Annotated in this window: 21 protein-coding genes and 1 tRNA gene; 6 read left to right on the top strand and 16 right to left on the bottom strand. The window is 38.4% G+C overall.

The window, feature by feature from the left end:
- Positions 1-60 precede the first annotated feature (60 nt).
- From miaA to FFM68_RS04235, 3 genes are all read right to left on the bottom strand, one after another.
- The gene (gene miaA / locus FFM68_RS04245; protein ID WP_137618198.1) at positions 61-978 is read right to left on the bottom strand and encodes a tRNA (adenosine(37)-N6)-dimethylallyltransferase MiaA; all 918 of its coding nucleotides are present in this window, start codon (positions 976-978) and stop codon (positions 61-63) included.
- Positions 975-1,709 (bottom strand): glycerophosphodiester phosphodiesterase, encoded by a 735-nt coding sequence (locus tag FFM68_RS04240; RefSeq protein ID WP_137618197.1) that lies wholly within the window; start codon positions 1,707-1,709, stop codon positions 975-977. The genes miaA and FFM68_RS04240 overlap by 4 nt, the downstream gene beginning before the upstream one ends.
- Positions 1,710-1,775: 66 nt before the next feature.
- Complete coding sequence (locus FFM68_RS04235; protein WP_137618196.1) at positions 1,776-2,291, bottom strand: hypothetical protein; 516 nt, start codon at positions 2,289-2,291, stop codon at positions 1,776-1,778.
- A gap of 306 nt (positions 2,292-2,597) precedes the next feature.
- On the opposite strand from FFM68_RS04235, the gene clpP reads away from it, so the two are divergent.
- Positions 2,598-3,191: an ATP-dependent Clp endopeptidase proteolytic subunit ClpP gene (gene clpP, locus FFM68_RS04230; RefSeq protein ID WP_137609106.1), complete on the top strand. Its 594-nt coding sequence runs from the start codon at positions 2,598-2,600 to the stop codon at positions 3,189-3,191.
- 80 nt (positions 3,192-3,271) lie between these two features.
- On the opposite strand, the gene FFM68_RS04225 is transcribed toward clpP, so the two are convergent.
- The 3 genes from FFM68_RS04225 to FFM68_RS04215 form a co-directional block, all read right to left on the bottom strand.
- Positions 3,272-3,970, bottom strand: coding sequence for a DNA/RNA non-specific endonuclease (locus FFM68_RS04225; RefSeq protein ID WP_167483457.1), 699 nt, complete (start codon positions 3,968-3,970; stop codon positions 3,272-3,274).
- A gap of 120 nt (positions 3,971-4,090) precedes the next feature.
- On the bottom strand, positions 4,091-5,035 hold the full coding sequence (locus FFM68_RS04220) for an SPFH domain-containing protein (RefSeq protein WP_137618194.1): 945 nt from the start codon (positions 5,033-5,035) through the stop codon (positions 4,091-4,093).
- Positions 5,022-5,252, bottom strand: coding sequence for a hypothetical protein (locus FFM68_RS04215; RefSeq protein WP_239585066.1), 231 nt, complete (start codon positions 5,250-5,252; stop codon positions 5,022-5,024). The genes FFM68_RS04220 and FFM68_RS04215 overlap by 14 nt, the downstream gene beginning before the upstream one ends.
- 643 nt (positions 5,253-5,895) lie before the next feature.
- Here FFM68_RS04215 and FFM68_RS04210 point away from each other — a divergent pair.
- The gene (locus FFM68_RS04210; protein WP_137618193.1) at positions 5,896-6,873 is read left to right on the top strand and encodes a Rossmann-fold NAD(P)-binding domain-containing protein; all 978 of its coding nucleotides are present in this window, start codon (positions 5,896-5,898) and stop codon (positions 6,871-6,873) included.
- A 198-nt stretch (positions 6,874-7,071) separates the two neighbouring features.
- Here the strand turns inward: FFM68_RS04210 and FFM68_RS04205 are convergent.
- Positions 7,072-7,142: transfer RNA gene (locus FFM68_RS04205), tRNA-Gly, on the bottom strand.
- A 128-nt stretch (positions 7,143-7,270) separates the two neighbouring features.
- Here FFM68_RS04205 and FFM68_RS04200 point away from each other — a divergent pair.
- Positions 7,271-7,615: a thioredoxin family protein gene (locus FFM68_RS04200; RefSeq protein ID WP_137618192.1), complete on the top strand. Its 345-nt coding sequence runs from the start codon at positions 7,271-7,273 to the stop codon at positions 7,613-7,615.
- Positions 7,616-7,752: 137 nt separating this feature from the next.
- On the opposite strand, the gene FFM68_RS04195 is transcribed toward FFM68_RS04200, so the two are convergent.
- Positions 7,753-8,391 carry a redox-sensing transcriptional repressor Rex gene (locus tag FFM68_RS04195; RefSeq protein ID WP_137618191.1) on the bottom strand — a complete coding sequence of 213 codons (639 nt, stop codon included), beginning with the start codon at positions 8,389-8,391 and terminating at the stop codon, positions 7,753-7,755.
- A 202-nt stretch (positions 8,392-8,593) separates the two neighbouring features.
- On the opposite strand from FFM68_RS04195, the gene FFM68_RS04190 reads away from it, so the two are divergent.
- The 3 genes from FFM68_RS04190 (at position 8,594) to FFM68_RS04180 (ending at position 14,099) form a co-directional block, all read left to right on the top strand.
- Positions 8,594-10,513 (top strand): ABC-F family ATP-binding cassette domain-containing protein, encoded by a 1,920-nt coding sequence (locus tag FFM68_RS04190; protein ID WP_137618190.1) that lies wholly within the window; start codon positions 8,594-8,596, stop codon positions 10,511-10,513.
- A gap of 67 nt (positions 10,514-10,580) precedes the next feature.
- Positions 10,581-11,240, top strand: coding sequence for a C39 family peptidase (locus tag FFM68_RS04185; RefSeq protein WP_137618189.1), 660 nt, complete (start codon positions 10,581-10,583; stop codon positions 11,238-11,240).
- Positions 11,241-11,723: 483 nt separating this feature from the next.
- Positions 11,724-14,099: a phosphoketolase family protein gene (locus FFM68_RS04180; protein WP_137618188.1), complete on the top strand. Its 2,376-nt coding sequence runs from the start codon at positions 11,724-11,726 to the stop codon at positions 14,097-14,099.
- A 305-nt stretch (positions 14,100-14,404) separates the two neighbouring features.
- On the opposite strand, the gene FFM68_RS04175 is transcribed toward FFM68_RS04180, so the two are convergent.
- The 8 genes from FFM68_RS04175 to FFM68_RS04140 all read right to left on the bottom strand — a co-directional run bounded on the left by FFM68_RS04175 (position 14,405) and on the right by FFM68_RS04140 (position 20,990).
- Positions 14,405-15,043, bottom strand: a complete 639-nt coding sequence (locus FFM68_RS04175) for a bifunctional 4-hydroxy-2-oxoglutarate aldolase/2-dehydro-3-deoxy-phosphogluconate aldolase (RefSeq protein ID WP_137618187.1) — start codon at positions 15,041-15,043, stop codon at positions 14,405-14,407.
- Between the two features lie 26 nt (positions 15,044-15,069).
- Positions 15,070-16,137 carry a mannonate dehydratase gene (gene uxuA / locus FFM68_RS04170; protein ID WP_137618186.1) on the bottom strand — a complete coding sequence of 356 codons (1,068 nt, stop codon included), beginning with the start codon at positions 16,135-16,137 and terminating at the stop codon, positions 15,070-15,072.
- A gap of 18 nt (positions 16,138-16,155) precedes the next feature.
- Positions 16,156-16,599, bottom strand: a complete 444-nt coding sequence (locus tag FFM68_RS04165) for a PTS sugar transporter subunit IIA (protein ID WP_137618185.1) — start codon at positions 16,597-16,599, stop codon at positions 16,156-16,158.
- 18 nt (positions 16,600-16,617) lie between these two features.
- Entirely contained in the window at positions 16,618-17,490 is an 873-nt protein-coding gene (locus FFM68_RS04160) for a hypothetical protein (RefSeq protein WP_137618184.1), read from the bottom strand.
- Between the two features lie 33 nt (positions 17,491-17,523).
- On the bottom strand, positions 17,524-18,030 hold the full coding sequence (locus tag FFM68_RS04155) for a PTS sugar transporter subunit IIB (protein ID WP_137609093.1): 507 nt from the start codon (positions 18,028-18,030) through the stop codon (positions 17,524-17,526).
- Positions 18,031-18,051: 21 nt separating this feature from the next.
- Positions 18,052-18,924, bottom strand: a complete 873-nt coding sequence (locus FFM68_RS04150) for a PTS system mannose/fructose/sorbose family transporter subunit IID (RefSeq protein ID WP_137618183.1) — start codon at positions 18,922-18,924, stop codon at positions 18,052-18,054.
- 25 nt (positions 18,925-18,949) lie between these two features.
- Complete coding sequence (locus tag FFM68_RS04145) at positions 18,950-19,792, bottom strand: PTS mannose/fructose/sorbose/N-acetylgalactosamine transporter subunit IIC (RefSeq protein WP_137618182.1); 843 nt, start codon at positions 19,790-19,792, stop codon at positions 18,950-18,952.
- A gap of 94 nt (positions 19,793-19,886) precedes the next feature.
- The gene (locus FFM68_RS04140; protein ID WP_137618181.1) at positions 19,887-20,990 is read right to left on the bottom strand and encodes an iron-containing alcohol dehydrogenase family protein; all 1,104 of its coding nucleotides are present in this window, start codon (positions 20,988-20,990) and stop codon (positions 19,887-19,889) included.
- Positions 20,991-21,003: the final 13 nt, after the last annotated feature.

Genomic DNA, 21,003 nt, shown 5'->3' with positions numbered 1-21,003 from the left:
AAATTGATTCTTCAACTGTCCAATAATATTAAAAAACTGCTGATTTAATCTAACTTTTTCTTACTTGTTTTTTAGCCATTTAGCAACTGCCGATTCAATTTCTAAGATTTCTTCAGGATGCTGGACTAAATCATACCACTGAACAGACATTCGATTGCGAAACCAAGTTAATTGACGCTTGGCATAACGGCGTGAATGCAGCTTCACTTCCTCTAATGCTTCCGCTAACGAAGAATTTCCTGAAAAATAAGGGAACAACTCTTTATAGCCAATTCCTTGGGCTGCCTGAACATTGGGTGTTTTTGCCAGTTTTTCAGCCTCTTCTAACAAGCCTTGCTGAACCAGAAGATCCACCCGTTGATTGATTCGCTGATACAAAACCGTGCGTTCTGTATTGAGTCCAATCAAGAAACTATCGTAAAGTTTTTTAGGCTGTTCTTTTGGTTCTAAGATCGAATGACCCGTCAGTTGAAAAACTTCTAAAGCTCGAATCATTTTTTTGCGATTATTGTAATGGATTTTTTCTGCTGCTAAAGGATCGGTTGTGCGTAATTTTTCCCACAATGCTTGATTGCCATTTTTTTCCGCAAAAGCTTCGTATTTTTTTCGCAACGAATCGTCCTCTAGTTTCCCTTCGCTGCCCAGCTTGTAATCCCATAACAACGATTGGATATATAAGCCCGTGCCGCCAACGACGATCGGTAATTTGCCTTTTTTAGTAATCTCTTGGATCGCTTGTCTGGCAGCTATTTGAAAATCAGCAGCTGAATAACTTTCGTCGTCATTTCGTACATCGATCAAATAATGCGGAATTCCTTCCATTTCTTCTCTCGTCACCTTGGCTGTCCCAATATCCAGCCCGCGATAAACTTGCATAGAATCGCCGCTGATAATCTCCCCATTGAAACGTTTGGCTAATTCAATACTTAGACTCGTTTTGCCAACCGCAGTCGGTCCTACAATCGCAATTACTTTCATTGATTGTACCTGCTTCTCATACGAATCGCTTTTTCCGGAAAATCGGTGATTATGCCAGCAAAATTATTTTCAAAACAAGTCATCATCGTTTCATACAAATTCGGTGTCCAAGGACGAATCGCCTTTGGAAAATTTTTAACGATTTCAGGATGCTGTTTGACCCAATCATAATTTGGATGCAACCCTTCAATAAAATCTGTCGCTAAAACTTGTTTGTATTTTTCTAAATCATTTTTTTGAAGCAAGTTATATTGAATATCTGGTTCGTATTCGTGCATGATTCGCAGCGAATCAAGATTAAAACTTGCGTACCAATAATCAAACGGCCATTTTTTGCTGGTCATGACCGCTGAAATTTTTTTCTCGATTCCAGGATAATGAAACTTGTTTGTCTTGAGTTCGATACACAAAAAGCCTCTAAAGCGCATTTGTAGTAATAGATTCAAAACCTCTTGTAACGTTGAAATCTTTGTTGCTTGATATTTTTCATCAAACCAGCTGCCAGCATCAAGTTCCTTGATCTCTTCTAATGTCAATTCACGAATCAAGCCGGTACCGTCTGTTGTCCGATCGACACTTTCATCATGGATGACGACTAGCTGTTGATCAGCTGTCAGATGGACATCCAACTCAATCCCATCCACTCCTGAGCGAACTGCTTCCATAAACGCAGGCAATGTATTTTCTGGGTGAGTCCCAGCACTCCCGCGATGAGCAATAATTACTGTCATCTATTCTCACCTCGTCTGTAATCATAGATTATTAGTTGCATAATCTGTTTTAAATTTTTTTATTGATTATTGTACATTGAAATAGCGCAATGGCTGTTTCGTTGAACGAGATAATTGCTGTCTTTTTTCATTTAAAATTTCTAACAATTGTTCAGAAAAAGTTTCCATTACGATCCGACCGCCTTTATAAGTAAAACCGCCGATTTTCACCGTTTCTTCAGGTGATAAAATAACTTTTCGATGAGAAATATTTTTGAAAAATTCTTCGATCAAATAATTGGGCAAATAAAAACTATTTTGAGCTGTAAATGAATTCAAATAGATAAAATCATCGATCGTGATATAACAATCATCAAATGAATTGAATGCGACATAGTCTTGCATCAAAACATTGCGCTTGGATAAGATTTCATTGATTTTTTTATTCAAGAGATTGATCGTTTCGATTTCTTTCACCTGATGTTCCAATTCTCTTTCACGATAACGACGTGAATCAATGTGCTTGATCACCGCAAAGGTGGCGATTCCCGTCACTCCCGCTCCGATCAATACACCGATCAGTCCGATAAATGCAATTTCCACGTTTGTTCCTCCTACTTTATAATGATAAAATTACTTTTGCAAAGAATAAAACCCATTTTATACAGATCAATTATCCATTCAACCATCAACTCTTGATCCTGCACAAAAACGGGAAGGTTAGCATGTTCTTATCGTTATTAATAGTACCATATTTTCCTATTTTTACGATAGTTGACCCTTGTAAAAAAAGTGGAGCCTTCTATTTGACCAAAACTGACCAACGTTGTATACTCTTTTTAAGTTTTAGCAATCTAACCTTGTTTGTGCTAAACTAATCTACGAACAATATTTTAAGGAGGATTCACTATGAATTTAGTTCCTACAGTCATTGAACAATCATCTCGTGGCGAACGTGCTTACGACATTTACTCTCGTTTATTAAAAGACCGCATCATCATGCTTAGCGGCGAAGTAAACGATGATATGGCAAACACCATCATCGCCCAATTACTTTTCTTGGATGCCCAAGATTCTGAGAAGGATATTTATCTTTACATTAATTCCCCAGGAGGAAGCGTATCTGCTGGTTTAGCAATTTTTGATACAATGAATTTTGTTAAAGCTGATGTACAAACTATTGTACTGGGCATGGCAGCTTCAATGGGCAGCTTCTTACTAACGGCTGGTGCGAAAGGGAAACGTTTCGCCTTACCAAATGCTGAAATCATGATTCACCAACCACTTGGCGGTGCACAAGGTCAAGCGACTGAAATCGAAATCGCTGCACGCCATATCTTGAAGACGCGTGAACGTTTAAACAACATTTTATCAGAACGTACTGGTCAACCAATCGAAGTCATTGAACGCGACACAGATCGTGACAACTTCATGTCGGCCGAAGAAGCAAAAGCTTACGGCTTGATCGATGAAGTTATGGAAAATAGCAGCTCATTAAACTAATCCATTAAACCGAGGATGCCCCTCGGTTTTTTATTTTGTTACAAAAAAACTATCCAATCAAAAAATTGGATAGTTTATTTTTATTCTTTATTTGAATATCCGGTTTGATAATCGATTTTGATGCCCTCTTGGATATTATAAATAAACAAGTTGAATGAAATCTGATCATCTTCAATACTTTGTGCTTCCATCTGTACTCCACGAGCGACCAATTCGTCGCCTTTGAAATAAGGTGTCACACGATAGCGAACATGGTGATTGGTTTTTCGAATATAATTTCCGATTTCGATCTCATGATCATTCATTCCAGGATCGTTCATCGCGGCTGTTCCAGTCATTAAATTTTTCAGATTATTGTTCTCACCTGAAAATTGGTGGGCGATCAAATGCGCGCGATTGTATAACGGTTCATCATTATAGAATTTTTGATGCCAGCCTGTTGGCTTCACATAGAGCCGTTCTCTTTCTTGATCAGGCATTAAGTCTTTCCCCAGCATTGCATTGGCTGTCCCTACACGATTTAATTTATCTAAATCAGAAAATCGCGTCCAAGTCCCCGCATCCAACGAAAGATCTTCCTTTGAAAAGTTGGGCTGATTGTGATTCAATTCGATCGTTTGATGTTCCCCATCGTAATCTGGAACTTCTGATAATTGACTAACAGTGCTTTTTATATCCTTTGATTCCTTTGGTGCTACTTGCGAATAGACACCATAGATCCCCGCTAATACAACAACGATTGCTGAAATGATTTTAGAGGTTTGTTTCTTTGACGCGATGACCCTTCAACTCCTAATTGATTTTAATAACTCGTTTTTCATCCAATTGACGAATCAAAAAATTTATTCGGATATTTTGTTCCAGTCAACAAGAAATCACGAGTAAACTAAAAACAGTTATTATTTTGTTTGTTGCCAAATTTCTTTGATTGCTGGAATATTACCCAGCTCTGTTAAATTACTTGGCATGATTACGGTATTGCCATTATTTTCAACGACATGTTTGAAAGCTTCGATGCCTAGATAAGCAATCATTTCATCCGTTAAATTGCTGTCTGCGATTGCTTGATTGATTTCTTTGATCCGGGCAGTTTCCGCTTCTGTAATCTTAGCGATCCGCTCAGCTTCTGCTGCGGCATCGATTTTAGTTCGTTCAGCTCGCGCATCCGCATCAATTTTTGTTTGTCGTGCTCGCGCTTCGGCATCGATCTGCATTTCAGATGATTTTGCTTCAGATTCCAAAATCACCGATTGTTTTTTCCCTTCAGAGATCGTGATCAATGATTCTTTGTCACGACTAGCAGTAATCAATTTGTTCATTGAATTGACAATCTCATCTGAAACAGAGATTTCTCCGATATTGATCCGATCAATCGATAAACCATAACCAGAAGTAATATCTTTGACACTTTCATAAAGATTCAGATTGATTTCTTCGGTCCCATTTAGTACCTCGTTTAACTCCATCTTTCCAATAATTCCACGCAAATTAGATTGACAATCTTGGATCATTGAAGTGACCGAATCTTCGTTATCATAGACAAAAGCTCGGGCATCTGTCACATGATACTTGATGGCTTCATCGATTTCTACAATAACATTGTCGCGGGTAATCACACTTTGCGGTTCAATTTGGATCGGTGTTTGTTTTAAAGAAACGCGTCGACGAACTACGTATAGAATCGGGATCAAAAAATGCAGACCTGGCTCTAATGTTTTCACATATTTCCCAAAACTCTCAACTACTTTGACCTCCCCTTGTTGGACAATTACGACCAACTGGCTGAGGATAAACAAAACGATGACGATTGCGATAATGAATAAAATGATATTAAAGATTAACAATATAATTCACATCTCTTTCTTCTAGATTATTATTGATGACAACTAATAGTTCCCGACTGGTAAAATCAATAACTTCCAACATATCTCCTGGCTCTGGCGATCCATTGACTACTTTGTAATCATACCAACTTCCTAAGATTCGGACGATTCCGGTTACCTTTGATCCTTTACTGCGAAAAAACTTTCCCATCGTTTTTTCCATTTGATAATCTGACAAACCCTCAACTCCTTTTCATCAACAAACTTTCCGTTACGTCCTGCTAGATAGAACGCTGGTTCTTTTAATCAGTATACCAAACTTTGCCCAATAAATTTTTTGTTTCCATGATTGATGCCTAAGTATATGCCGACACTTAGAGGAAATCCAACAGATTCACGAGTATCACCCTTTTTAACTAAAAAGATCGCGCCATTCCAGATTTCCTATAACTCATCACTGATTCTGAATATTCTTTTACACATACTCTACTTTCAGAAATATATAAAAAAAATCAACGCTCAGCCACAAACGTTGATTTAATCAGGATAGATTATCCTTGTGGAGGTCTTCTCCCCACATCTCCATTAGCATACCCCAACCACTAATTAAATAGCAAGAACTCATCAAAAAAAGATCGATTGACAGGAAAATATCTGCTGATATAAAAAATCAACTATCAGAATAAAACGAATGATTCAGCAACTCTATCCTTTAAGTCGACTATCGATCAGTAGTTACCGTTTATTTTCTAACATAATATACTTAGTTATAGAAAATAATTGATAATCTATGTTAGACTAAATAATATAAAAGTATCTATAAAAGATATTTTTAAATAATATTATATATAAAATAATAAGAATAGAATGGAGATGTTATTATGAAATTGGGTTTTCTAAAAACAGATTTTCCGCATGAGCGCCGACTTCCTTTACTTCCTGAACACATCAAGCAATTTGCTAATTCGATTTATATCGAAAACGGTTTCGGAGACTCGCTAGGTATCGCTGATGAAGAGTATCAGCAAGCAGGCTGCACGATTTTAAATCGTACTGAAATCTTCGCCCTATGTGATGGTATTTTTTCCTTAAAAATCATCCAACCATGCGACTATGACTTAATCCGACCAAACCAGATGATCATCGGCTGGACTCATCCATTAGGATCTGGCAAAAAATTTATGGAAACTCAAGCAATTCCTAAAAATCTCTACATTCTTGATATCGATAATCAAGCACCTACCATGTTTTATCAAGGAAAATCTTATCCTTCAAAAATCATTCCGAAAAACTTTGTTTATCAAAACAGCTTTTATGCTGGTTATGCTGGGGTATTGCATGCACTGCTGAGTTTTGGTCTTCTACCAACTAGCGACCACGAGATCGCTATTTTAGGCTCAGGAAATACCGCACAAGGCGCATTCCATGGCGTTTCAAAACTTTCTTCATCTGTCCAACTTTTTTATCGCAAAACATTGCCGAATTTCAAACGACAGTTGTCTAAATACTCGATTATTGTTAATGGAATCAGAGTCGGCGATTCCGGTGAGCCGATTTTATCTATCGAAGAACAAGCCCAGTTAAAAAAAGGCACCTTCATTATTGATATAGCAGCAGATGCTGGAAACGCCATTGAAGGCAATCAATTTACAACCGTTGATCAGCCCGTTTATGAAAAAAATGGTCTTTACTACTATACTTTACCGAACACGCCGACGTTTGCTTATCGAAATGTCAGCCAAATACTAAGCGAACAATTTAGTAAATACATCTTCCAAAAGGATCTCTCAATCTTCAAAGATGAAATCACAACGCAACACTCAGACGATGCAGATATTAAAATTCTTGATAAAGTGTAGCACGAATCGACAGCCAAGCAGTCTTGATCATTCCAAATAAACAGAATACCTTTCAAGAACTCTGCTGTAAATAAACTAGCGGAGTTTTTATTAAACGCTTCTTTCGATTCTTTTTTAATTTTTTTGTGTAATTTTTGTGTAACAACCAAAAAAAGAGTGCCAATCCTTTGGTATCAAGGTATTGGCACTCTTCAAGGAAGCGGGTGACGAGAATCGAACTCGCGACGGAAGCTTGGGAAGCTTCTGTTTTACCACTAAACTACACCCGCGATACATTAGAGAGTATAACGCTTTTTATTAAATTGGACAACTATTTATTTCAAACAATAAAATTGACAGAGTGACTCTTTCTAGTTATCTTACAGACAAAGTGTTTACTAAGAAAGGAAGTTTGCTTATGGCTACCTTAGCAAGTGTCAAACAGGTGATTGCTACAGAGATGAACAACATCGTATTCATTTCTTCGGAAACGTGCAGTATTTGCCATGTTGATGCGCCTAGAGTTAAAAAACTTGCTGAAACGAATGCGATTGCTTTTCATCAGTTGGATATTATGCACGAACCTGAACTGGCCGGCTTCTTTGAAGTATTGACGGTACCTGCGGTTTTAGTCTTTCACAAAGGAAAAGAAGTGAGTCGTCAAGCTCGTTTTATCGATTTTCATTCTTTAGAAGAACTTTTGCAGCAATTACCAACAGATTCAGAAATAACAGATTATCAATCATTGTTCAGTGAGCATTGATTCCAGATAAAAAGGGATGAGACAAAATTTTTGTCTCATCCCTTTTTTCGAGTAATCGGTGTTCCAGCAGTTTCTTCGAAAATAAATCAAAATTGCTTCTTATTTCTTAAAACTGCCTACTCCTATCACAACTTCTTTTATTTGTTATCCGTGTTGTGATGTAGGAAATAGATCAATGTTTGCAATTCATTCGTCAAATCAACACTTTGAATAATGATATCATCTGGTGCAGTCAGACGGGCTGCAGTAAAGTTCAAGATTCCTTTAATCCCTGCTTCAGCCAATTGATCCACGACTTGCTGCCCTTGTTCGGCAGGCAAAGTCAAAATTGCGATTTCGATTTGTTGTAATTTGATTTGTTCTACCATACTATCTAATGGATATACAGGAATACCATCCACAATACGTCCCACGATATCTTCTTTGATATCAAAAGCGCAACTTACGCGGATGCTATTGCTTTGATGGAACTTGAATTTTAACAAGGCGCTTCCTAAATTCCCGACACCGACTAAAGCGACATTCGTCAATTGATCGTCATTCAAGATCTTTCCAAAGAAATACATCAAGTCTTCTACATCATATCCGTATCCACGTTTGCCTAACTCGCCAAAATAAGAAAAATCACGACGGATTGTAGCACTATCGACTTGGATTGCCTCACTTAGTTCCGTTGAAGACACTTTCGTTTTTCCTGCATTATTTAATATACGTAAATACCGATAGTATAACGGTAGTCGTTTAACAGTTGCTTTTGGAATTGCATTTTCTTTCACAATAACTCTCCTTCATTAAAAAAATTCGTAAATGTTTACTACTGAACTATAATAGCAAGAATGTCTGTATAATTGCAACGTACTTGCTCGAAATTTTGTGAAAAAATCACGATCCAGTAAAATGACCGCTTCCAATCGCAACGTCTCCAAAAATATGGTAGACTGAATCCATTCGGAAAAATAAATTTAAGGAAGATATCCAATGATTTTATTACAAGCAAATCAAATCGCCCGCTATTTTGGTGCCGACACTTTATTCGAAAATATTCATCTTGAAGTTGATAGTAAAGCACGAATCGGTCTAGTTGGACGAAATGGCGCGGGTAAATCTACGCTGTTAAAAATTATTGCCAACATCGAAGCACCTGATGCTGGGCAAGTTATCAAAAATAAACAAGCCACTTTAGGTTATCTAGCTCAAGATACTGGACTGGATTCAAATGAAACAATTTGGAATGAGATGCTGAAAGCTTTCGAAAATGTTCGTCAAATGGAAACTCGGATGCGAGAAGTCGAGATCAAGCTCGGTGAAACGCCTGAGAGTGATTCCCACTACACTTCCTTATTGAAAGAGTACGATCAGCTTCAACATGATTTTAATGAGCAAAATGGTTATGGCTATGAAAACGAGATTCGTAGCGTCCTTCATGGATTCAAATTTGATGACAGTTTTTATGACAAAGAGATCAGTACCTTATCCGGCGGCCAAAAGACCCGTTTAGCTTTAGCTCGAATGCTGCTGGTCAAGCCTGATATTTTGATTCTTGATGAACCGACCAATCATTTAGATATTGAAACATTGGCTTGGTTGGAAGACTATTTACAAGGATATTCCGGGGCGTTACTGATTGTTTCACATGACCGCTACTTTTTGGATCGAGTCGTAAATGAGATCTATGAGCTCTCACGCCATAAGATTCGTCATTATACCGGCAATTATTCCCGCTATTTGGATTTGAAAGCTGCACAGCTTGCTAGCGATTGGAAAGCCTATGAGAAACAACAAGACAAAATCGAAAAACTCGAAGATTTTGTCGCTCGAAATTTAGTTCGTGCTTCCACAACGAAACGGGCACAAAGCCGACGCAAAACCTTAGAAAAAATGGATCGTTTGGATCGACCTGATGGTAAAGAAAAATCAGCGAGATTCATGTTTGATATTGACAAAGTTTCTGGTAATGTCGTCTTGCAGGTTGAAGATGCCGCGATTGGTTATGAAAAAACGCTGTCTGAACCGATTGATCTAGATATCCGCAAAGAAGACGCAATCGCGCTTGTTGGACCAAACGGGATCGGAAAGTCTACGTTATTGAAATCTTTGATTGGACAACTTCCCTTTATCAAAGGAGAACCGCATTTTGGTACCAATGTCACTATCGGCTACTATGACCAAGGACAAGCCGATTTACACGGCAATAAAACGATCTTAGCCGAATTGTGGGATGAACATCCTACTACTCCGGAAAAAGATATCCGCAGTGTGTTGGGCGGTTTCCTTTTTAGTGGTGAAGATGTCGAAAAGACCATTCCACTATTGAGCGGCGGTGAAAAAGCGCGAGTCGCTCTGGCCAAACTTTCTATGGATAAAGAAAATTTTTTGATCCTTGATGAACCAACAAACCACTTAGACATCGACAACAAAGAAGTTTTGGAAAATGCCTTGATTGATTATCAAGGCACACTGTTGTTTGTTTCTCATGACCGCTATTTTATCAATCGGATTGCCAACAAAGTAATCGAACTTTCACCTGAAGGCAGCAAATTATATCTTGGTGATTATGACTACTATTTGGAAAAGAAAAAAGAAGAAGAAGAGATTGCTGAATTGCGGGCAAAAGAAGCGGCCCCCGTCGAAGTTCCAAAGAAGAAATTTCATCAAGATAAAGAGCAGCAAAAATTGATTCGCACTTTGCGGCGTAAAATTGAAACGGTCGAAGAAACACTCACCGCTTTAGATCAAAAAATTGCTGAATTAGAGATCCAAATGAGCCAACCAGATGTTTTGAATGATCATGTTCAGTTATTAGAATTAACAAACAAGTTAGACGCACAAAAATCCAACCAGGAAGAATTGCTTTCAACTTGGGAGGAGCTCAGCTTGGAATTAGAAGACTTCGAATAAATTACAACTTTTGACCGATGACACCTCCTCTATTTTTCGTTTTAATGAAAGAGTGGAGGTGTTTTTTATGCGGCGACGAATTCGTCCGTTTTCAATTTTACTAGGCTGCTTTTTAGTGATCGCAAGCCTCGGAATTTTTTCTAATCGAATTTTTCACTTTGGTAATGAAGTCAACAGTCAAGCAGACTTCTCTAGCACTGCGAATCAATATCTTCAAGAACAAGGTCAAGACTTTCCCCTGCTGTTGCAAACCGATTTGCGTTGGGCAAACGAAGCCTATGGCAGCGGCACTGGACAAAATGATTTAGCTACTAACGGCTGTGCTATCACCTCACTTGCAATGATTCTTTCTTATCGAGAACATCGTACAGTCTATCCCACTGAGATTTTACAGTGGAGCGGCAATCGTTATTATGAAACGGGACAAGGCACCGCTTGGTCGATTTTTCCAGCTTTTGCACAAAATTACGGATTAACTGAACAGAATCTTGGAAAAGATCAAGCCAAGATCCAACAATATTTGAACCAAAATCTACCTATAGTCGTTTCTGTCAATCCAGGAGAATTCACCGATGTCGGCCACATTATGGTAATCAAAAAAAGTGTTCAAACTGATCAAATTATTGTTTATGATCCAAATGATTCGCCAGATAAGGCCCATTGTAAACAAGGATACACTCTCGAACAGCTCATGCCGCAGCTTGCAAATGCATGGGTATATAATTGATCGACTAATTTACTATAAATAAAGCCGACGCTGATGCGCCGGCTTTATTTGTTTTGAGGTTCCTACTTTCGTAAGAGAAAAAACTTTTAAGGTTCCATTCAGCTTACGCGCAATATTTGAAAAAGTTCTGGGTATTTTGAATCAATTTCTGAAAAAAGAAGGATCTATTTATGAAATTTTAAAAACCTGCTATTATTTTGTTTATTTTCTGCGATCTATTCTTCACTAAAATTTGGCTTCTCCATAACACTCAGTTCTTTTATTCTAAAATTAAGTTAAAATCATCACAATATTTTTTTGTTATTAAAACTCCATGTTGTTCTGTTTTAAAAACTAGAAATATTTATTGTAAGTTATTTTACATTAGTACATCCGCTACTTAATGTAAAAAATACCAAAAAAGGGTTTACAAATGTTAGAAACCCATGTATATTGTGTGTGAAAACATTAAAGTATTATTTACTTAAAAAGGAGATTTTCTACATGTCAAATAACCTAGATTCTCAAGACTACTTAAATAAAGTTGATGCTTGGTGGCGTGCTGCTAACTATATCTCTGTCGCTCAAATGTATTTGAAAGACAATCCACTATTAAAACAGCCGCTAAAAAAAGAAGATGTTAAAACTCATCCAATCGGTCACTGGGGTACCATTGCTGGTCAAAACTTTGTTTACGCTCACTTGAATCGTGCGATTAATAAATATGATTTGAACATGTTTTATATTGAAGGGCCTGGTCACGGCGGTCAAGTAATGGTTTCAAACTCTTATATTGATGGCAGCTACACAGAAACTTATCCAGAAATCACAGAAGATGAAGCTGGGCTTAAAAAACTTTGCAAAATCTTTTCTTTTCCTGGCGGTATCGCCTCTCATGCGGCACCAGAAACACCAGGTTCTATTCATGAAGGCGGCGAATTAGGTTATGCATTATCTCATGCAACAGGTGCCGTATTAGACAATCCTGATGTCATTGCTGCAACTGTAGTTGGTGATGGTGAATCTGAAACTGGCCCTCTTGCTGCTGGTTGGTTCTCAAATACGTTTATCAACCCTGTTAACGATGGTGCTGTTTTACCGATCCTTTACTTAAACGGCGGAAAAATCTCTAACCCAACAATTTTATCGCGTAAAAGTGATGAAGACTTGAAAAAATATTTTGAAGGTATGGGTTGGAAACCATATTTTGTTGTTGGAACTGATCCTGCAGAAGTTCACCCACTAATGGCAAAAGTATTGGATGAAGTCATCGAAGAAATCAAAGCAATCCAAAGCGAAGCTCGTAAAGGCAAAGCTGAAGATGCTAAAATGCCTGCATGGCCAGTCATTATTTTCAGAACGCCTAAAGGTTGGACCGGTCCTCAAACATGGGCTGGCGAACAACTTGAAGGAACTTTCCGTGCTCACCAAGTTCCAATCCCTGTCGGTTCAGAAGATATGGAACATGCAGACAAATTGGTTGATTGGTTGAAATCTTACCGCCCAGAAGAATTATTTGATGAAAACGGCAAAATTGTTGCTGAATTAAAAGAATTATCTCCTAAAGGCGATAAACGGATGTCGACAAATCCAATCACTAATGGCGGAATCGATCCAAAACCAATGAACATGCCTGACTGGAAACAATACGCAATCGATACAACGACTCCTGGTTCAGTAATGGCGCAAGATATGATCATCTTTGGTCAACAAGCTCGTGACATGGTCGTTAACAACCCAACAAATTTCCGGATCTTCGGACCAGATGAAACAAAATCAAATCGTTTGAATAAAGTCTTCGAAAAGACAGATCGTCAATGGTTAGAACCAAAAAATAGTACTGACGAATGGCAATCTTCAGCCGGTCGAGTAATTGATGGTCAATTATCTGAACACCAAGCAGAAGGTTTCTTAGAAGGTTATGTTCTAACTGGGCGTCATGGTTTCTTTGCAAGTTACGAATCATTCTTACGTGTCGTTGATTCTATGTTGACTCAACACTTCAAATGGATGCGTAAAGCTAGTGCTCATGCTTGGCGGAAAGAATACCCTGCATTGAATGTTATCGCGACATCAACTGTATTCCAACAAGATCACAATGGTTATACTCACCAAGATCCAGGTGTATTGACTCACTTAGCTGAGAAAAAACCAGAATTTATTCGTGAATATTTACCAGCCGATGCAAATAGTTTGATGGCTGTCATGGATAAAGCAATGCAAGACAAACAAGTGATCAACTTGATCGTTTCAAGTAAACACCCTCGTCCACAATTCTATTCAGCTACTGAAGCAGAAGAATTAGTGGAAGAAGGCTTGAAAGTCATCGACTGGGCAAGTACGGATAATGGTGCAGAACCTGATTTAGTCGTTGCTGCTGCTGGTACAGAACCAAACTTGGAAGCTTTAGCAGCTGTTTCAATCTTGAACAAACAGTTTCCTGAACTGAAAATTCGTTTTGTCAATGTCGTTGATTTATTGAAATTGCGTCATCCTGAAATTGATCCTCGCGGATTAAGTGATGATCAATTCGATGCGATCTTTACTAAAGACAAACCAATCGTCTTTGCTTTCCATGGTTACGAAGGAATGGTTCGTGATATCTTCTTCGATCGTCACAATCATAACATCCATATCCATGGTTACCGTGAAAATGGCGATATCACGACGCCGTTTGATATGCGGGTCTTCAGTGAAATGGATCGTTTCCACTTAGCTCAAGATGGAGCTAATGCAGCTTACGGTGAAAAAGCCGCAGACTTCTCTCAAAAAATGGATGATACATTGGCCTTCCACCACGATTACATTCGTGCAAACGGAACAGATATTCCAGAAGTAGAAGATTGGAAATGGGAAGCTTTAAACGGAGCAAATAAATAATAGTCAACAAAAAGCATCAGGAGATTTTCATCTCTTGATGCTTTTTGTTGGATTCAATTTCCTATACTACTCTGGGTTGATAGAAAATCAGTTAGACTTTTCTATCAACATTTTTGTTTGTCTAAAAGAAAAAAACAGCGTAGATTCCCCCGCTGACAACTTTAGTCCCTCTTTGTCGTTTCCTTTCTATTACTCACCAAAAGGCTCGCTACACCTCAAAGAGATCGCTTTTAATTGCACGTTCCAGCATTTCCTGATACAAAAAATATACGACGCTTTTCAGCGCCGCATACTTTTCTTATTAGCTACTTGATTTTTTCAACTAATGACCGCAGAATTTGGCTCATTCGTTCACCATTATCTTCTTTGACTATTTTCTCGGATAAGATAAAGGAGCCTCCTACACCCATAACGTGGGGATTTTCAAGATATTCTACAAAATTATCTTCATTGATCCCGCCAGTTGGCAAAAAGTTGATATCATAGAATGGACCGCTCAAAGCGTTGATTGCTTTTAATCCGCCATAAATATCTGCCGGGAAAAACTTCACTACTTTGATGCCGTAATCTGCTGCCGATTGAATATCTCTTGGCGTTGCAGTTCCAGGGAAAACAGGAATCCCTTGTTCTAAACAATATTCGATCACATCAGGAACAACAGCTGGAGAAACGACAAATTTCGCCCCATTTTCAACAGCACTTTTGGCTTCTGCTAGTGTTCGAACCGTACCTGCACCAACCATCAATTTACCAGAGGCTGATAACTGTTTGATTGCTGCATTGGCTAAATCGCTGCGGAAAGTCACTTCGATCAATGGAACGTCATTTTCTAACAAAATCTCTTCTACTTTAGCTAAGTAGTCCAAATCAGTCGCAGTATAAAGCGGCAATAATTTTGTTTTCGCTAACTGTTCATAAACTGGATGATTCATATTTACTGACATTTTCTTCTCTCGCTTTCTACGCAACTCTATTTTTTACTTTTTGTGATTGCTTCGTGCAATCCTTGCATATAGGTAATCCCCATTGCCCGATCATACAGACCGTAGCCGGGTCTAGCGACTTCTCCCCAAAGTGTTCGACCATGATCTGGGCGAACTACTCCATCAAAGCCAACTTCGATTAATGCTTCCATGATCGCATACATATCAAGCGACCCTTCTGTCGATAAGTGAGCCGTCTCTTTAAACTTGCGGTAACCTAAAAATTCTACGTTGCGGAAGTGAACAAAGTTGATCCGATCTCCAACAGCATGAATGATCTCAACCATATCGTTGTTAGGATCTGCACCTAACGCGCCCGTACATAAGGTTACACCATTATATGGTGAATCGACCATACTGATGATACGTTTTAGATCCGCTAAATTTTTAGTAATCCGAGGGAAGACAAAAATTTCCCATGGTGGATCGTCCGGATGGATTCCCATTTTTACATCCGTTTCTTCACAAACTGGAATGATTCGTTCAAGGAAATATTTCAAGTTATCAAATAAAACTTCTTCTGTCACGCCGTCATACATCTCAACTAAAGAATTAAATTTATTTAAGCGTTCTTCTTCCCAACCAGAAAGTTGGAAGCCTTTAGACTGACTGCTGATCAATTTATACATATCACCCGGTTCCATGTTATCGACCACCGCTTGATCGTATAATAATGCCAAACTGCCATCTTCATTTTCATAATTCAATGTTGTTTTAGCCCAACCGAAAATTGGTTTAAAACTATAACAGATTAAATGAACACCGCATTCAGACAAGTTTCTGATTGTTTGAATATAGTTATCGATGTAATGATCACGTTCGGCTGTCCCAGCTTTGATTGCATCAAGGATCGCTACACTTTCAATACCTAATAACTCTAAGTTTTCTTTTTCAATTGATTCTTTTAACTCACGAATCTCTGAAACTTCCCAGACATCCCCTGGAAGTTTATTCAGCAATGTTCCAACAACCCCGTTGATCCCTGGAATTTGTCGAATATTGTTTAAGGAAATGGAGTCGCCTTTTTCTCCATACCATCTAAAGCCCCACTTCATTGGTCTAGCCTCCCTTTTCTAAAAATCGTCCTCGTCGTCATCTTCATCCGTTTCTGAGAAATGCCAAACATCTAAACTATTTTTTCCTTGGTCGATTACAGCAGCTGCAATTTCTTCAACCGGTGTACTCAAGATTTGATGATTGATCGTTTCTAGTAGCATTGGTAGATTAACTCCACCGATTATATAAACATTCGCTTGAAGTTCTGGTGCTAAACCATTAGTGATCAACACAGATTGATTATATGGACTAGCACTTACTAAATCAGTCAACACAATGACTCCTGCATTTTTATCGACTTCTTTAACAGCCACTTCAATTTTTTGTCCCAAATTTTGGACATCATCGCCAGGATTTAAATTAACTGTAGCGATATTATTCGTTGTTCCGACAATCACTTCTGCGGCATCTTTTAAGCCATCACTTAATTTTCCATGAGTAGCAATTACAATTCCTAACATACGTACCCTCCGCTTCTCTTACTGAAACAAATTCGTTACAGCAGCGATATTTTCCATATTCAAGTGTTTCTCTTTTAAATCAGTCGGATTCAGATAAAAAGTTGAATCGGCTTGATCTTTGCGTGCACTAAACAGATAGTTTACCTTTTGATCGGCTGCTTGGTAGTCGATCGTTTCATCGAGTTTTTTATTATTTGGCAATTCACCCAATAGATGCAAAGGCGCCGATGTCCCTACACTATCTAAATAATAAATTTTACTGCCTCTTTTGACTTGCTTTTGCAATTCATCCAATCCCTTGCTGCCGTAACTACCTTCATCTAAAAAAGCATATGCAACATTTTTTTGTTTGTTTTCTGCGATTATTTTCAGCATCGCTAAGATTGACGAGGTATTTCGGACTAAAGTTTTTCGATTAGATAACCCTTTAGTTACTTTACCTAGCAGGGCAAAGTAACCTGCATAGATCACTATGATGCCTAACGTACTGATAGAATTGAACTGAAACGAGTTTGGTGAGATCTGCATATAGACCAATGTCCCAATCACACCTAAAAGAATCGTCAAAATCGTACTAGCTAAAATAAAGGTCGTTGTCTTTTTGGACTGATCTTTACGATCAAACAACTGATAAGAACCTACACTTTCAGGAGGAGTATCATAGAAGGTGCAGATCACTTGGTCTGCTTGTTTGATATTTCCGACATAAACATTTCGCGATGCATATTTCTTCTGCTGGTCGTATTCGATTACACGAACATCTTCCCGCATTTTAGCAATATCTGTTACCAAAGCGGTTAGAAACCGCTTCTTGCTTTTTTCCGTTCGCCGCAAGCGGTAAATGTATTGGTAACGAAACAGCCAATCTTTAAATACCTCCGTCTGCTCCATCTGTTCTCCCCTCCTTGGTTTTTTCAATTGTTTCTATAAACCGAATTGTTTCAAGACATCTTTTAAGCTAGATTTCGGTGCAGAAGGTGTTGCTTGGAAATAGATGTTCTCTACGCCGTAATTTTCATTCAAATCTTTTAATTTTTCTGCATCTTCTTTGTTCAAGTAAACAGATTTCGTCACTAAAATATCTTTTTCAGGATCTTTTTGGGCGATACCGCCAATATTCAATTCCTTCATCGGTACTCCATGTTTCACAAGATCATAGATTACACCAACTGTTTTTGTAATCAAGATGCAGTTATATTCTTTGAATTTGAATTCATCCCAATAAAATTTTGCTTTTTCTGGTGTAATGACGATCGTCTTTTGTCCCGTCCGACTACCGGCATTTTTATATAGATCACGCATAAATTTATCTTTCGCTACGACTTCGTCAACAACGAAGATTGAATTTACTCCACTTTTTTGTGATAAAGTTACCATTACTTGACCGTGGATCAAACGTTCGTCCACACGAGCTAAATTAATTTCGCCCATTTTAAACACTTCCTTTCAAAATTATAAGATTCCGATTCCGGCTAAAATAATTAAAATCAAAGTCAACCATAGTAAGGCTTGTGTAACTTTCAGCCCTTTCTTGGTATAGAACCAGTAAACACCCATAACAACTGCTAAAGGTAATAGTCCAGGTACGATCTGATCAAGAATTTCTTGAATAACGAACTCTCGCCCTGAGATTGCAAATTTCAATGTTGATTCGACTTTTACATAGTTTCCTGCCAAGATTCCCATCATGAACAGCCCCAACACTGAAAGTGCTTCGATCGCTGTTTGAACGCCTGTACTTTGCATCAAACCAGTGGCATTTCGTCCCATAGTAAAGGATTGTCTTGCGAAGAAGACCCCTAGTGCGGCTTGGTAAAGTGCGAAGAAGACGAATGGGAACAACGCTCCCAAGGCACTTCCTTGTTGCGCCCAAGGTACTGCGATTGCGATGAAAATATATTGAACAGTCCCTGAGTCAATCGCATCACCAATGCCAGCCAATGCTCCCATCAAACCGGCTTTAGTGTTATACATCAAATCATCTTGCATCAAGATTTCTGTCTTTTCATACTCTTCTTGAGCACGCTGTTGTTCCATTGAAGACATCAGACCTGTGATGACACCGCCGCCCCAACTTAATTGAGTATTGAAAAAGAGTAGTTGACGCTTGTATGCAGCTTTTAAATCATCATCGTTTTTATATAATTTTTTCAAGATTGGCAGCATTGCATATAGTAATGATGGTGCCAAGTAGCGTTCAAAAGAGTGAGGAATTTCATTGGCGAAATGCCATCTTAGATACGCTTTAGTAACATCTTTGCTAGTAATTTCTTCAGGTGCTAAGCTTTTATTCGCTGTTGTTTGTGTATTTGATACTTCAGTCATATTTTTTCCCTCCTAGTTTGGTTTATTAAAATCCGTCATCATAATCATCGTCATCATCAAAAGTTGCGGATGAACCACTGCTTGCTGATTCAGTTGCAGGAGCAGATCCTTTGCCTTTTTGTGACTGAACGAAGATCAATGCAATAACGATCCCAAAGATTGCATAAGTAACCATTGTGATTTCAAGGGATTTAAATACCACACTCATGAAATATGCTAGGAAGAAAAAGACCATATAATCTTTTCGACCGATTACATACACAGTAGTTGCGATACCGATAGCAGCTAACCCGCCACCTACTACTTCAAGAATATGAATGACCACTGTTCCTTCGAGCGCATTGATGACATCTGCAATAATCGGTGCTCCTAAATAAAGAGCAATGAATACTAATGGGACAAATAGAACAAATGAAGCAATTGTTGGATATAAAATGATCGAGCGTTTGATTGCTTTTGTGTTCAAATCTTCAACAGCTTTATCCGTATACTTTCCTAAGAATGTATTGATAAAGAAGCGGAATTGATACAAATAGCTTCCTAGTAAACCAACGGGCACGGCAACTGCGATCGCCGCTTCTGGTTTTAAGTTTCCTAACAATGCTACTGGAACCGCGATTGCCGCAGCGATAGATGGTTCAGCAGGCATTGATCCGCCTGGTGAGAATACACCCATATAAATCATTTGCAAAGCGGCAGTTACGATCATTGCTTGGGCAACGTCTCCCATGATAATCCCTACGACCAAACCAGTCATAAGAGGTGAAAAACGTAAAGTTAACGTTGCTCCTCCTCCTAGCCAGCGCGACATTACCGCAGCAACCCATAAAGCAATCAACAGACTCTGCATTACACTTAAAGTATCCATAAGCTCCTCCTAATTCCTATTAATGTACCTATTTTCGTTTTGAATAGGCTTAATATTTGTTTATTTTCCTCTAAACTAACGCGAGGATTTGATTTTAATTCTTGTTGATGTAATTCTCTAATGCAAAAATCGATTTCTTCAATAAATCAGTAGTGATCGGGATCGGCAGTAAATGGACCTTATCTTTTGAATCCATAAAAGCTACGATTTGATCGATTACTGTTTCATCTTCTGGTAAGAGCTGCATCTGAGTTAATGACATCGGTAGATCTAACTCTTGATAAAATGGGATCAATGCAGTGATCTGCTCCCATTTTTTCTCGACCGCTAATTGATAGAAAATACCATAAGCAACTTTTTCGCCGTGCAAGAACCGATGACTTGCAGGAATATATTTGCTCATCCCATCATGCATCGCATGAGCAATCGCATTTCTAGCATATTTATCGCCTAATCCGCCAACTAAACCAGCCACTGCAAAAACGATTTCTGATAAATGAACAAATTCTTCGGTTGCTTTGCCTGCTTTCATATCTTTGATTGCTTTAGCAGAATCATTTAAAATTGCTGCCTTACAAAGCTCTGAAGTATAGCCGGCTAATTGCAAGAACGGTTCATTTTTCAAATGTGCTTGTTGTAAAATAGCATCCGACTCATACCATTTTGCAATCGTATCTGCGAGTCCAGCGATAAAATAGTTCACCGGTGCATCCACGACTAATTCTGGATCCGTAATGAAAAAGGCTGCTTGCCGTAAGAAATGCTCACTTTTTCCTTCTGATTCTCCATTTTCCTTATACATCACTGACAACGGTGTCCAAGGAGCACAATTACTAGCTAATGTCGGAATCACACCGAAATTCACATTCATCATGTGGGCAGCATACCCAACTAAATCAGCCAGCTTTCCTCCGCCAACTCCGATAATGAAGTCGATTTGGTTTTCCCGTACTACTTCAGCGATTCTTTCCGCTCCGTAGTAACTGCACTCACCAGTGTATTGTAAAAAATGAAAGTTATAATCTGCTTGCTTCAGAAAACTCAGATAAGGTTTTGCTTTTTCAAAAGAAATTTGACCATGGACAATTAAAATATTTTTTGCTGAGAATTCTTGCAAAACAGCTGGTACAAAATCGATCGCACCAACATGGTAGCGATAAAACTGGGGACCAACTTTAACCTTTAAATCCGTTAACATCTTAGCCCTTCTT

Source organism: Enterococcus xiangfangensis (assembly GCF_005405365.1).
GTDB lineage: Bacteria > Bacillota > Bacilli > Lactobacillales > Enterococcaceae > Enterococcus_A > Enterococcus_A xiangfangensis.
The sequence above is the reverse complement of the archived record's forward strand: the minus strand, read 5'-3'. Positions and strand labels throughout refer to the sequence as shown.

Excerpts from the sequence above, each read along its gene's own strand:
- miaA (WP_137618198.1), bottom strand. The coding sequence starts at position 978 with ATGAAAGTAATTGCGATTGTAGGACCGACTGCGGTTGGCAAAACGAGT.
- FFM68_RS04240 (WP_137618197.1), bottom strand. The coding sequence starts at position 1,709 with ATGACAGTAATTATTGCTCATCGCGGGAGTGCTGGGACTCACCCAGAA.
- clpP (WP_137609106.1), top strand. The coding sequence starts at position 2,598 with ATGAATTTAGTTCCTACAGTCATTGAACAATCATCTCGTGGCGAACGT.
- FFM68_RS04210 (WP_137618193.1), top strand. The coding sequence starts at position 5,896 with ATGAAATTGGGTTTTCTAAAAACAGATTTTCCGCATGAGCGCCGACTT.
- FFM68_RS04200 (WP_137618192.1), top strand. The coding sequence starts at position 7,271 with ATGGCTACCTTAGCAAGTGTCAAACAGGTGATTGCTACAGAGATGAAC.
- FFM68_RS04190 (WP_137618190.1), top strand. The coding sequence starts at position 8,594 with ATGATTTTATTACAAGCAAATCAAATCGCCCGCTATTTTGGTGCCGAC.
- FFM68_RS04185 (WP_137618189.1), top strand. The coding sequence starts at position 10,581 with ATGCGGCGACGAATTCGTCCGTTTTCAATTTTACTAGGCTGCTTTTTA.
- FFM68_RS04180 (WP_137618188.1), top strand. The coding sequence starts at position 11,724 with ATGTCAAATAACCTAGATTCTCAAGACTACTTAAATAAAGTTGATGCT.
- FFM68_RS04175 (WP_137618187.1), bottom strand. The coding sequence starts at position 15,043 with ATGTCAGTAAATATGAATCATCCAGTTTATGAACAGTTAGCGAAAACA.
- uxuA (WP_137618186.1), bottom strand. The coding sequence starts at position 16,137 with ATGAAGTGGGGCTTTAGATGGTATGGAGAAAAAGGCGACTCCATTTCC.
- FFM68_RS04165 (WP_137618185.1), bottom strand. The coding sequence starts at position 16,599 with ATGTTAGGAATTGTAATTGCTACTCATGGAAAATTAAGTGATGGCTTA.
- FFM68_RS04160 (WP_137618184.1), bottom strand. The coding sequence starts at position 17,490 with ATGGAGCAGACGGAGGTATTTAAAGATTGGCTGTTTCGTTACCAATAC.
- FFM68_RS04155 (WP_137609093.1), bottom strand. The coding sequence starts at position 18,030 with ATGGGCGAAATTAATTTAGCTCGTGTGGACGAACGTTTGATCCACGGT.
- FFM68_RS04150 (WP_137618183.1), bottom strand. The coding sequence starts at position 18,924 with ATGACTGAAGTATCAAATACACAAACAACAGCGAATAAAAGCTTAGCA.
- FFM68_RS04145 (WP_137618182.1), bottom strand. The coding sequence starts at position 19,792 with ATGGATACTTTAAGTGTAATGCAGAGTCTGTTGATTGCTTTATGGGTT.
- FFM68_RS04140 (WP_137618181.1), bottom strand. The coding sequence starts at position 20,990 with ATGTTAACGGATTTAAAGGTTAAAGTTGGTCCCCAGTTTTATCGCTAC.